Raw genomic sequence first — 12458 nt, 5'->3', positions numbered from 1 at the left:
AGTTCTGAATGAAACCGACTATTGCCCTGGTAGGGCGCCCCAATGTGGGCAAATCGACCCTGTTCAACCGTCTGACCCGTTCGCGCGATGCGCTGGTAGCGGATCAGCCGGGCCTGACCCGTGACCGTCACTATGGCCACGGCCGTGTCGGCAGCAAGCCGTATCTGGTAATCGATACCGGTGGTTTCGAGCCGGTGGTCGACGAAGGCATCCTGTTCGAAATGGCCAAGCAGACACTGCAGGCCGTGGACGAGGCCGATGCCATCGTGTTCCTGGTGGATGGCCGCACCGGCATCACGCCGCAGGACAAGATCATCGCCAACCGCCTGCGTCGCAGCAACCAGCCGGTTTACCTGGTGGTGAACAAAGCCGAAGGCATGCGTAGCGCCGTGGCAACCGCCGAGTTCCACGAGCTGGCGCTGGGCGAGCCGATGTCGATCTCCGCCTCGCACGGTGACGGTGTGCGCGAACTGATGGAGATGGTGCTGGAGCACTTCCCGGATGCCGAGGAAGAGCCGAAGGTCAACCATCCCAAGTTCGTCATCATCGGTCGCCCCAACGTCGGCAAGTCGACGCTGGTGAATGCGGTGCTGGGTGAAGACCGCGTGATCGCCTTTGACCAGGCCGGTACCACCCGTGACAGCATTTACATCGATTTCGAGCGCGAAGGCCGTCAGTACACCATCATCGACACCGCCGGCGTGCGTCGTCGCGGCAAGGTGGACGAGGCGATCGAGAAGTTTTCGGTGATCAAGACCATGCAGGCGATCGAAGACGCCAACGTGGCCGTGCTGGTGCTGGACGCGCAGCTCGACATTTCCGAGCAGGATGCCACCATCGCCGGTTTTGCGCTGGAGGCCGGCCGTGCGCTGGTGGTTGCGGTGAACAAGTGGGACAACCTCGACAATCACCAGAAGGAAACCATCAAGCATGAAATCGCGCGCAAGCTCGGTTTCCTTGATTTTGCCAAGTTCCACTACATCTCGGCGCTGGAGCGCAAGGGTGTGGCCGACCTGTTCAAGTCGATCGACGAAGCCTACCGTGCGGCGATGACCAAGCTGCAGACGCCGAAGCTGACCCGTATCCTGCAACTGGCCGTCGAACGCCAGCTGCCGCCGCGAACCGGCCCGATTCGTCCCAAGCTGCGTTACGCCCACCAGGGCGGCATGAACCCGCCTATCATCGTGGTGCACGGCAATGCGCTGAGCAAGATTCCGGACAGCTACACCCGTTATCTGGAAAACATGTTCCGTAAAGCTTTTCAGCTGCAAGGCACGCCGCTGCGGGTACAATACAAGTCCAATACCAACCCCTTTGAGAAGGAAGCAACAGGCACCAAGCCGAGTTTGCTGGTTCACAAGGGCCGAAAATAGTCCGGCGGTTTTTTTTATGCTAAAAAGAGTCTTAGCGCCGCTTGCTAGAAACGAAATTACAAATCCACGAAATCGGAGAATAAAATGAGCTCTAAAGGGCAAATGTTACAAGACCCGTTCCTTAACATCCTGCGTAAGGAGCATGTGCCGGTTTCCATCTACCTCGTCAACGGCATCAAATTGCAAGGGCAGATCGAGTCGTTCGACCAGTATGTGGTGCTGCTGAAGAACACGGTCACCCAGATGGTTTACAAACATGCCATTTCTACCGTGGTGCCTGCCCGCCCGGTAAACATCCCGCATGACAATCACGGCGCCAAGTCCGACGCTGCCGACGCTTGAGTCACTGTCTGTTCCGCCTGAATGCCGGTCCGGCAAATCCTTGCCGACCGGTTTTCCCTCCCAGAAAGATCTTTCGTGTTTGATCGCCCGGATCTAGGAGACATCGCCGTACTGGTCTGTCTCGACTTTGGTGCGCCCGACTATGAAGAGGGTGTGCAGGAATGCGTTGACCTGGTGCGCAGCGCCGGTGTCACCGTTGCCGGTACCATCCATGGCAAACGGCAGCGTCCCGATGCCGCGCTGTTCGCCGGCAAAGGCAAGGTCGAAGAGATCGCCGCCCTGGTCAAAGCGGAGGGGGCCAACGTGGTGATCTTCAATCACGCCCTCGGCCCCGGGCAGGAGCGCAATCTGGAGCGGGTGCTGCAGTGCCGCGTTATCGACCGCGTAACCCTGATTCTGGATATCTTTGCCCAGCGCGCCCGCAGCCACGAAGGCAAGCTGCAGGTCGAGCTGGCGCAGTTGTCTCATATGTCGACCCGCCTCGTTCGCGGCTGGACCCATCTGGAACGGCAAAAAGGCGGTATCGGCCTGCGCGGGCCGGGCGAGACCCAGCTGGAAACCGACCGCCGCCTGCTCGGTTTGCGCGTGAAGATGCTGAAAGAGCGTCTGGCTGCCGTTGCGCGCCAGCGCAAGACGCAGCGCCGCGGTCGCGAGCGCTCCGGATTGCAGTCGGTATCGATTGTTGGCTATACCAATGCAGGCAAGTCCACCCTGTTCAATGCGATGACCAAGGCGCAAGCCTACGCTGCGGATCAGCTGTTTGCGACCCTGGACACCACCAGTCGCAAGCTGTATCTCAGCCCGGAGCTGTCCATCGTGCTGTCCGATACCGTGGGCTTCATCCGCGACCTGCCGCACTCGCTGGTGGCCGCGTTCCGCGCCACACTGGAAGAAACGATCCAGGCCGACATGCTGCTGCATGTGGTCGATTCGGCATCGCCGGACAAGGATCGCCAGATCGAGGAGGTAGACAAGGTGCTGGCCGAGATTGGTGCCAGCGGCACTCCCCAGCTACTGGTGTGGAACAAGACCGACCTGCGCGGCTTGCCGCCGCAGATCGAGCGCGGCGAACACGGCGAGCCGGTCGCGGTCCGCGTGTCGGCGCTGACCGGCGAGGGGCTGGAACTCTTGCGGCAGGCGATTGCCGAACGGCTGCACGGCTTTAATAATGACCATAACATAGAAGATCGAGACCGCTATGGCACAGAATGATCCTAACTGGGGTGGTAAACGTCCGAACGATGGCCCGCCGGATCTGGACGAAATTTTCCGCAAGCTGAATCAGCGCCTGTCGCGCCTGCTGGGTAATCGTGGCCCGGACGAAGAGCCGCCGATCAGCAATGGCAACGGCAGTGGCGAGTCGCCACGCGGCATGCGCTTTGGCGCTGCCGGCGTGCTGGCGGCACTGGCCGGCCTGTGGTTGCTCAGCGGTTTCTACATCGTCGATGCCCGCGAACAGGGCGTGGTGCTGCGCATGGGTAGCTTCAACCGCACCACCGATTCCGGTCTGCAATGGCGCGCACCGTATCCGTTCGAAACAGTGGAGATCGTCAACCTGACCGAAGTGCGCAGTATCGAGGTCGGTTACCGTGGCAGTGCCAAGAACCGCATTAACGAAGAGTCGCTGATGCTCACCGAAGACCAGAACATCATCGATGTACAGCTGTCGGTGCAGTACGACGTCAAGGATGCACGCGACTTCCTGTTCAACAACCTGGCGACCGAGGCGGATGCCCGCGACGTGGTGAAGCAGGCGACGGAAACCGCGATTCGCGAAGTGGTTGGCCGCAACAAGGTCGATTTCGTGTTGAACGAGGGTCGGGCTCAGATCGCGGCCGATACCCAGCGCATCATTCAGGCTATCCTGGATCGCTACAAGCTGGGCGTGCGGGTGGCCAAGGTGAACATCAACGGCGTGCAACCGCCTGAAGCGGTGCTGGCGGCGTTCGATGACGCGGTAAAGGCTGGCCAGGACAAGGAAAAACTGCGTAACGACGGTGTCGCTTACGCCAATGACGTAGTGCCGAAGGCCAAGGGTATGGCCGCGCGCCTGCTGGAAGAGGCCGAGGGCTATCGCCAGAATGTGGTGGCCACCGCCGAGGGCGATGCCGCACGTTTCAACAGTGTGCTGTCCGAGTACGCGAAGGCGCCGAAAGTGATGCGTGACCGCCTGTACTTCGACATGATGCAGCAGGTGATGAGCAACACCACCAAGGTGCTGGTTGACCAGAAGGGCGGCAACAACCTGTTGTACCTGCCGCTGGACAAGCTGATCCAGCAGTCCGCTGCTGCGGCGCCGTCGCCACAGACCAGTAGCGCCGCGCAGCCTGCCGAGGTGCCACCGGTCGTGGCTCCCGTCGCGCCGTCTTCGTCCGGTTCCACCAGCCGCGATGTGACTCGCGGACGTAACCAATAACAGGAGCCCCCATGGAACGACTTCTTCCTTCTTTGATCGGTGTGGCCGTGCTGTTGCTGATTGCCTCATCGTCACTGTTTACCGTAGACCAGCGCCAGTTCGCGATGGTGTTCCAGTTTGGTGAGGTGGTTCGCGTCATCGAGCAGCCTGGCATCCAGTTCAAGGTGCCGGTGCTGCAGAACGTGCGCTACTACGATCGTCGCATCCAGACGATCGACCCGGAAGAGCCGGAACTGTTCAACACCCGCGAAAAGAAAAACGTGCTGGTGGACAGCTTCGTCAAGTGGCGCGTGCGTGATGTCGAGCAGTTCTACAAGAGTGTGGGCGGCAACGAGCTAGCTGCCGTGGCTCGACTGAAACAAACCATCAACGACGGCCTGCGTGCCGAATTCGGCCAGAAGAGCGTTGCCGATGTCGTATCCGGCCAGCGTGACCAAGTCATGGAGGATGTCCGCAAGAAGGCCAACCTCGATGCGCAAAAAATTGGTATGGAAATTCTGGATGTGCGCTTAAAAAGAGTCGACTTTCCGGATAAAATCAGTGCTTCGGTTTTTGAGCGGATGAACTCCGAGCGTCGCACCGTGGCCAGCCAGTTGCGCAGCGAAGGCGCGGCCGAGGCCGAGCGTATCCGTGCCGATGCCGACCGCCAGCGTGAAGTGCTGCTGGCCGAGGCCTATCGCAAGGCGCAGACCATGAAGGGCGAGGGCGACGCCAAGGCCGCAGCGATTTATGCGCAGGCTTACGGCAAGAATCCGGAGTTCTACGCTTTCTGGCGCAGCATGGATGCCTACAAGCAGACGATGCGCAACAAGAACGATGTGCTGGTACTGGATCCGAGTTCCGAATTCTTCCGGTACTTCAAGAGCACCAAGCCCGCGGGCAAGTAAACGCGGGCAACGAGCCGGGATAGACGGCAAGCTTATCAACAAGGCGGGATCGCGAATCCCGCCTTTTATTGTGTGTAGAGATAGATGCGTAATTGGCTGTTACCCGAATATGTTGCGGACATCCTGCCGGCCACGGCGCGTCAGGTAGAGTCTGCCAAGGCATCGATGCTTGAACTGTTTCGTACCTCCGGCTACGAACTGGTTCTGCCGCCGCTGATTGAATACTACGATGCACTGGTGACACCGGAAGACGGCGCGCTGGCGATCAAAACCTTCAAGCTGGATGACCATTTTTCCGGTCGCCAGCTGGGGCTGCGCGCCGACATCACGCCGCAGGTGGCCCGTATCGATGCCCATCTGCTGTCGCAGCGCACCGGCGTAACCCGCCTGTGCTACGCCGGCAGCGTGGTGCACTCGCGTCCGGATGGCCTGATGAGTTCGCGTGAGCCGCTGCAGGTGGGGGCCGAACTGTACGGCTATGCCGGCATCGAGGCCGACCTGGAAATCATTCGTCTGATGCTGACCTCGTTGCGCCAGATCGGTATAGAGGGGCTGCGCCTAGATGTCGGCCACATGGGCCTGTTCCGAGGCCTGGTACAGGCTGCGGGCCTTGGCGCAGAGCTGTCGGCCGAGGTGTTCTCGGTGCTGCAGGCCAAGGACCTGTCGACGCTGCGCGAACTGCTGGTCGATGTTGCCGAGCCGTATCGCAGCGCCTTCCTCGCGCTGCCGGAGCTGTACGGCTCGCGTGCGGTGCTGGACAAGGCGCGCACCCGTTTGCCGTCGCTGCCGGAAGTCGAGCTCGGCCTGATGCAGCTGGCCGCGGTAGCGAACTCGCTGGAGGGCGAGGTCGAGCTCAATTTTGACCTGACCGAATTGCGTGGCACCCACTACCACAACGGCCTGATGTTTGCCGCCTACGCCCCTGGCTGGGCGGAAGAGCTGGCGCGTGGCGGTCGTTACGACAACGTTGGCCGCCGCTTCGGCCGTGCTCGTCCTGCAACCGGTTTCAGTCTCGACCTGCGCGACCTGATCCGTATCCTGCCGCAGAACGAAAGTGCCAAGGGAATCAAGCTTGCGGCCAACCTTTTGCCGCAAGCGACAATAAAAGTGGCCGAACTGCGTGCGCGCGGCGAGAAGGTCATTGTGGATTATCTGGGCGAGTCTGCTGCCGCCCTGAATTGTGATCGTGAACTGGTCAAGGCTGGCGAAAACTGGCAGCTTGTACCGTTTAAGTAATTTGATTTCTGAAGAGAAGAGGTTTACCAATGTCCAAGAATGTCGTCGTAATCGGCACCCAGTGGGGTGACGAGGGCAAGGGCAAGATTGTTGACTGGCTGACAGATCATGCTCGCGGTGTTGTCCGCTTCCAGGGTGGTCACAACGCTGGTCATACTCTGGTTGTGAATGGCAAAAAGACCGTGCTGCGTCTGATCCCGTCCGGCATTCTGCGCGCCGGCGTCGAGTGCTTCATCGGTAACGGCGTGGTGCTGTCGCCGGAGGCGCTGCTCAAGGAAATCGACGAGCTGGAAACCGCCGGCGTCGATGTCGCCAGCCGCCTAAAGATCGCCGAAGCCTGCCCGCTGATCCTGCCTTATCACGTGGCGCTGGATCTGGCACGTGAAGCGGCCAAGGGTGCCGGCAAGATCGGTACCACCGGTCGTGGCATCGGCCCGGCCTACGAAGACAAAGTGGCACGCCGTGCGCTGCGCGTGATCGACCTGTTCGATCGCGACGCCTTTGCCGCCAAGCTGAAGGAAAACGTCGACTACTACAACTTCCAGCTGACCCAGTACTTCAAGGTCGAGCCGGTAAGCTACGAAGCGATCCTGGAGCAGACGATGCTGCTGGCCGAGCGCATCAAGCCGATGGTGGCCGACGTATCGCGTACGCTGTACGACCTGAACCAGGCCGACGTGCCGCTGCTGTTCGAAGGCGCGCAGGGCACGCTGCTGGACATCGACCACGGTACCTACCCGTTCGTGACCTCGTCCAACTGTGTGGCCGGTGCTGCGGCACCTGGCGCCGGTGTGGCGCCGCAGATGCTCAACTATGTGCTGGGTATCGTGAAGGGTTACACCACCCGCGTCGGTTCCGGTCCGTTCCCGACCGAGCAGGACAACGAAATCGGTGCTTTCCTGGCCAAGCGCGGTAACGAGTTCGGTTCGGTGACCGGTCGTCCGCGTCGTTGTGGCTGGTTCGATGCCGCTGCGCTGAAGCGCTCGATCCAGATCAATGGCGTTTCCGGCCTGTGCGTGACCAAGCTGGACGTGATGGACGGCCTGGAAGAGATCAAGCTGTGCGTTGGCTACACCCTGGATGGCCAGCAGGTCGATATCCTGCCGTTCGGCTCCGATGCGGTGACCAAGTGCCAGCCGGTGTACGAGACCCTGCCAGGCTGGAGCGAGTCCACCTTCGGTACCAAACGCTGGGAAGATCTGCCTGCCAATGCGCAAGCCTACCTGACCCGTATCGCCGAAGTGTGCGGCGCACCGGTGGATATCGTGTCGACCGGTCCGGATCGCGAAGAGACCATCGTGTTGCGTCATCCTTACGGTCTGTAAGGAGGTGTGTTTCACGCAAGAGCCCGCTTCGGCGGGCTTTTTTGCGTCTGTGGCCGTTGAGTCGCTAACCGACCAAGGTTGGCCGCAGCATTACCACTGGCCACTGCTGTGCGGCGATGTCACAGAGCGGCATGATGGTTATATCCGCGTGTGGCGGGGGAGGGGTAAGGCTTGTGTTGTGAACTGGTGGTGCGATGCTGCCAGTGAGGCTTTGAGGATAAGGCGCGTGAGGAGCCGGCCGGCAAGGGCGGGCGACGTCCCCCCGGTATTGAGTAGCACGTGACTTTAGAGTCCAATCCACCATGACAAGGAGATTGGACATGAAGAAACGTTTCACCGAAGAACAGATCATCGGCTTCCTGCGCGAAGCAGAGGCAGGCATGCCTGTTGCCGAGCTGTGCCGCAAGCACGCCTTCTCGGAAGCCAGCTATTACCTCTGGCGCAGCAAGTTTGGCGGGATGAATGTGTCGGAAGCCAAGCGCCTCAAGGAGCTGGAGACCGAGAATGCGCGCCTGAAGAAGCTTCTGGCCGAGACGATGCTCGAAAACGAGATTGCCAAAGAGGCCCTGCGAAAAAAGTGGTGAGCGCACCATCACGGCGGGAGCTGGTGCGCCATCTGGTAGGCAAGGGGCTCAGTGAACGTCGGTCGCTGCGTCTGGCCGGCATCAGCCCCAGTTCATTCCGCTACCAGCCCGCCACCGACCGCAATGCCGCTTTGAAAGCGGAGATCATCGCGCTCGCGCAACGGCACCGCCGTTACGGCGCCAGCATGATTTACTTGAAGCTGCGGCAGGAAGGCATGCAGGTCAATCACAAACGGGTGGATCGGCTCTATGCCGAGGCGGGTCTGCAAATTCGCCGGCGGAAGCGCAAGAAAGTCCCAGTAGCAGACCGTCACCCACTGGCCCGTCCCTTGGCCGCCAATCAGGTCTGGTCGATGGACTTCGTGTTCGACCGGACCGCAGAGGGGCGTGTCATCAAGAATCTGACCGTGGTCGATGATGCCACGCATGAGGCGGTCGCGATTGTTCCAGAACGTGCGATGGGTGGTCTGCATCTGACGCGCGTCCTCGACCAGTTGGCGAAAACACGCGGCTTGCCCAAAGCGATCAGGACCGATAACGGCAAGGAGTTCTGCAGCCGCGCCATGCTCTCCTGGGCGCATGCCCGTGGTGTTCAACTCTTCCTCATCGAGCCCGGCAAGCCGAATCAGAACGCTTATATCGAATCGTTCAATGGGCGCTTCCGGGACGAGTGCCTGAACGAACACTGGTTCACCAGCCTGCGCCATGCACAGGTCGTCATCGAAGCTTGGCGGAGGGAATACAACAACGAAAGACCCAAGAAAGCGCTGGGTGGTTTGACGCCGGCTGCCTACGCCAAATCACTTGCAGAGAAATCAGGTAAATTAAGCTCGGACTCTAAAGCCCTCTGCTACTGAAAACGGGGGGACGTCGGGGAAGCAAGACGGTGCTGCGGTTTTTGTCGCGCAAATGCAAAAACACCGTTGAGATGTCTCAACGGTGTTTTTGTTTTGGTGCCCAAGAGAAGACTCGAACTTCCACACCCTTGCGGGCGCTAGGACCTGAACCTAGTGCGTCTACCAATTCCGCCACCTGGGCTAAAACTTTTACTTCTACAAGCAACAGCCCGTTTACACGTGCTGAATAAATACTGTTGGTGCCCAAGAGAAGACTCGAACTTCCACACCCTTGCGGGCGCTAGGACCTGAACCTAGTGCGTCTACCAATTCCGCCACCTGGGCAAACCTTTTACTGCTTCAAACAACAGCCCGTTCGCACGTGCTGCAAAAATCGTGTTGGTGCCCAAGAGAAGACTCGAACTTCCACACCCTTGCGGGCGCTAGGACCTGAACCTAGTGCGTCTACCAATTCCGCCACCTGGGCCAACCAGATTTTTCAGCTATACATATTGCATCAATCAACTACAGTTGAATGGTGCCCAAGAGAAGACTCGAACTTCCACACCCTTGCGGGCGCTAGGACCTGAACCTAGTGCGTCTACCAATTCCGCCACCTGGGCTATGCATTTGCTGTATCATCGCTTTCACTGCGTTGCAGCGGTAGCGACGAAGCCCTGCATTATAAGGAAGTTTCTGGACGTGTCAATGGTCATTACTAAAAAATCTTCGCCTGAATCGGCAATCCGCCTCTCCGACCCCTATCTGGAGCGGGAAAAGTCCCAATATAACAATCCCTTGCCTAGTCGGGAATTTGTTTTACAGATTCTGGCGCAGCAAGGGGTGCCAATGCAATTGGGCGAGCTTGCCGCCCTGCTGGAAATCACGGAGCAAGAGCAGCCGTTATTCGAGCGCCGCTTGCGTGCGATGGAGCGGGCCGGCCAGGTGCTGATCAATCGCAAGGGTGAGGTCTGCGTTGCGGACAAGCTCGATCTGCTGCCTTGCCGCGTCAGCGGTCACAAGGACGGCTTTGGCTTCGCGGTGCCAGATGGTGTCACTGGCGAGGATATCTACCTGCCCGAGCGCGAGATGCGCAAGGCGATGCACGGCGATCATGTCATGGTGCGATTGGCCGGCACCGATCGCCGAGGTCGTCGCGAAGGGCGCATTGTCGAGGTGCTGGAACGGGCGCAGTCGACGCTGGTCGCCCGCGTCTACTTCGATCACGGTGTTGGCGTAGCCAGGGCCGAGGATCGCCGCATCGGTCAGGAATTGCTGCTGGAACCGGAAGGGCATGGCGGCGCCGGGCATGGTCAAGTAGTGATGCTGGAGATCGTTTCCTATCCCGACGAGCATCGTCCTGCCATCGCCAAGGTCATCGAAGTGCTGGGGAACTACGCGGATCCGGGCATGGAGATCGAGGTGGCGCTGCGCAAGCACGACCTGCCACACGTATTCTCCGACGCGGCGTTAGCACAGGCTGCCGCAACGCCGGCCAAGGTGCGCAAGAAGGACCTGGATAAATCGCGCGTCGATCTGCGCCCCTTGCCATTGGTCACCATTGACGGTGAAACGGCGCGCGATTACGACGATGCCGTTTTTGCCGAGCGCCAGGGCAAGGGCTTCCGCTTGGTGGTGGCCATTGCCGATGTCAGTCATTACGTGCAACCGGGTGACGCGCTGGATGGCGATGCGGTAGCACGCGGTACCTCGGTGTATTTCCCGCGTCGCGTGATTCCGATGCTGCCGGAGGAGTTGTCGAACGGCATCTGTTCGCTGAATGCCAATGTGGATCGCCTGTGCATGGTGGCGGACATGCAGATTTCGGCGAAAGGCAAGATCAAGGGCTATCGCTTCTATCCGGCGGTGATGAACTCCAAGGCGCGGCTGACTTACAACCAGGTGTGGGATTGGCTGCAACAGGGCAGTGACAGTCTCTTGTTGCCGCAATTGCAGACCCTGCACCAGTTGTTCCAGGTGCTGCTGGCGGCGCGTACCCGTCGTGGAGCCGTCGAATTTGAAAGTGTCGAAACGCAGATGGTGTTCAACGAGCACGGCAAGATCGACAAGATCGTGCCGGTGACACGCAACGATGCCCACCGTCTGATCGAGGAGTGCATGCTTGCGGCCAATGTGTGTGCCGCGGATATTCTGCTCAAGAACCGGCACAAGTGCTTGTTCCGCATCCATGAGGGCCCGACCCCCGAGAAGCTGCTCAATCTGCGCAACTACCTGCGCCTGCTGGGGTTGTCGTTGGGTGGGGAGGACAAGCCGAGTCCCAAGGACTACGCCGAACTGGCCGAGAAAGTCGCCTTGCGGCCGGATGCGCCGGTGGTGCAGACCATGATGCTGCGTTCGATGCAGCAGGCCGTTTACTCACCGGAGAATGTCGGTCACTTTGGCCTGGCTTATGACGCTTATACCCACTTTACTTCCCCGATCCGCCGCTATCCGGACTTGCTGGTGCATCGTGCCATCAAGGCGGTGCTGGCCGGAGAGAAGTACAAGCCGGGCAAGTGGATGGCGTTGGGCGAGCATTGCTCGATGACAGAGCGTCGCGCTGATGACGCCAGCCGCGAAGTGCAGGCGTGGCTGAAAACCTACTATATGCAGGACAAGGTGGGCGAGGTGTTCAGCGGCAAGATCAGTGCTGTGACCGGATTCGGCGTGTTTGTGTTGCTTGATGATCTCTATGTCGAGGGCCTGTTGCACATTTCTGAGCTGGGCAAGGACTACTTCCACTTCAAGAAAGAGCAGCAAGCCATCGTTGGAGAGAAGAGCGGTTTGCACTACCGGCTGGGCGATGCGGTACAGGTGCGGGTGGTGCGGGCAAACCTGGAAACGGTGCAGGTCGAATTTGCGCTGGCAACTCGCGGGGAGTCTGTCGATGGCGAGGAAAAAACGCCGTCCAAGCGTAAGTCGTCTCGCCGCCGCTCAAAAGCAAAGCCGCCGGCGGCCGCGGTAGAGGTGGCACCCCCGCTCGTAGAAGAGGTGGTGCCAGTCGAGTTGCCGCCTCCGGTTCGCCGTCGCAGAGCAAAGCCTGCCGTGGCACCGGAGGTGGTGGTGCCGCCAGCTGAAACTCCGGAGCCGACTTCGGCTCCCGTAGTTGCATCGAATCCGGACGTGGTCGTAGAAGAGGGGGCAAAGCGTTCTCCGCGCCGTCGACGTACTTCGTAATTCATGTCGTTGTGACTCTTAAAGGTTGGCCGCAAGTATTGCGGCCAACCTTTTTCATTTTTCTTGACGGTTGGGTGGTTGTGAAATCAACGACTTGCCGATTTTGTGTCACAAAGTGCGCGGCGGGGTGTTGACGCCGGTAGCCGGCTTCGCTATAGTTCGCCTCCTCAGCTGACGCCGCAAACGAAACGCGACGCAGCACTGCTCTTTAACAAAACGAATAACCGATAGGTGTAAGTGTCTGGCCAAGCCAAATACTTGCACTGTCAAGATTCAAGAAAC

The 12458-nt window shown here is 59.7% G+C and carries 9 protein-coding genes and 4 tRNA genes; 9 read left to right on the top strand and 4 right to left on the bottom strand.

Annotation, left to right across the window (positions count from 1 at the left end):
• Window positions 1-8 precede the first annotated feature (8 nt).
• The 8 genes from der (at window position 9) to PQU96_RS08690 (ending at window position 9020) form a co-directional block, all read left to right on the top strand.
• Window positions 9-1373 carry a ribosome biogenesis GTPase Der gene (gene der / locus PQU96_RS08725; RefSeq protein ID WP_272771922.1) on the top strand — a complete coding sequence of 455 codons (1365 nt, stop codon included), beginning with the start codon at window positions 9-11 and terminating at the stop codon, window positions 1371-1373.
• Between the two features lie 84 nt (window positions 1374-1457).
• Window positions 1458-1715 carry an RNA chaperone Hfq gene (gene hfq / locus PQU96_RS08720; RefSeq protein WP_047966110.1) on the top strand — a complete coding sequence of 86 codons (258 nt, stop codon included), beginning with the start codon at window positions 1458-1460 and terminating at the stop codon, window positions 1713-1715.
• A 75-nt stretch (window positions 1716-1790) separates the two neighbouring features.
• On the top strand, window positions 1791-2927 hold the full coding sequence (hflX, locus tag PQU96_RS08715) for a ribosome rescue GTPase HflX (RefSeq protein WP_272771920.1): 1137 nt from the start codon (window positions 1791-1793) through the stop codon (window positions 2925-2927).
• Window positions 2914-4131, top strand: coding sequence for an FtsH protease activity modulator HflK (gene hflK / locus PQU96_RS08710; protein WP_272771919.1), 1218 nt, complete (start codon window positions 2914-2916; stop codon window positions 4129-4131). Before hflX ends, hflK begins: the two co-directional genes overlap by 14 nt.
• 11 nt (window positions 4132-4142) lie before the next feature.
• Window positions 4143-5018 carry a protease modulator HflC gene (hflC, locus tag PQU96_RS08705; protein WP_272771918.1) on the top strand — a complete coding sequence of 292 codons (876 nt, stop codon included), beginning with the start codon at window positions 4143-4145 and terminating at the stop codon, window positions 5016-5018.
• An 84-nt stretch (window positions 5019-5102) separates the two neighbouring features.
• Window positions 5103-6254, top strand: a complete 1152-nt coding sequence (locus PQU96_RS08700; RefSeq protein ID WP_272771917.1) for an ATP phosphoribosyltransferase regulatory subunit — start codon at window positions 5103-5105, stop codon at window positions 6252-6254.
• A gap of 29 nt (window positions 6255-6283) precedes the next feature.
• Window positions 6284-7579 (top strand): adenylosuccinate synthase, encoded by a 1296-nt coding sequence (locus PQU96_RS08695; protein WP_272771916.1) that lies wholly within the window; start codon window positions 6284-6286, stop codon window positions 7577-7579.
• A gap of 320 nt (window positions 7580-7899) precedes the next feature.
• Window positions 7900-9020 (top strand): IS3 family transposase gene (locus PQU96_RS08690; protein ID WP_373316285.1). Its coding sequence is split into 2 segments (ribosomal slippage): window positions 7900-8158 and window positions 8158-9020, totalling 1122 coding nucleotides; the frame shifts between segments, so codons are not numbered across the junction.
• A gap of 94 nt (window positions 9021-9114) precedes the next feature.
• On the opposite strand, the gene PQU96_RS08685 is transcribed toward PQU96_RS08690, so the two are convergent.
• The 4 genes from PQU96_RS08685 to PQU96_RS08670 form a co-directional block, all read right to left on the bottom strand.
• Window positions 9115-9201, bottom strand: a tRNA-Leu gene (locus PQU96_RS08685).
• A gap of 56 nt (window positions 9202-9257) precedes the next feature.
• Window positions 9258-9344 (bottom strand) — tRNA-Leu (locus PQU96_RS08680).
• Between the two features lie 55 nt (window positions 9345-9399).
• A tRNA-Leu gene (locus tag PQU96_RS08675) sits at window positions 9400-9486 on the bottom strand.
• A 49-nt stretch (window positions 9487-9535) separates the two neighbouring features.
• Window positions 9536-9622, bottom strand: a tRNA-Leu gene (locus PQU96_RS08670).
• Between the two features lie 85 nt (window positions 9623-9707).
• Between PQU96_RS08670 and rnr the strand changes: the two genes are divergently transcribed.
• Window positions 9708-12176 (top strand): ribonuclease R, encoded by a 2469-nt coding sequence (gene rnr, locus PQU96_RS08665; RefSeq protein WP_272771914.1) that lies wholly within the window; start codon window positions 9708-9710, stop codon window positions 12174-12176.
• Window positions 12177-12458: the final 282 nt, after the last annotated feature.

This window comes from Vogesella margarita, assembly GCF_028548475.1.
GTDB classification, from domain to species: domain Bacteria; phylum Pseudomonadota; class Gammaproteobacteria; order Burkholderiales; family Chromobacteriaceae; genus Vogesella; species Vogesella margarita.
This window is presented reverse-complemented; position numbering and strand designations above follow the sequence as displayed.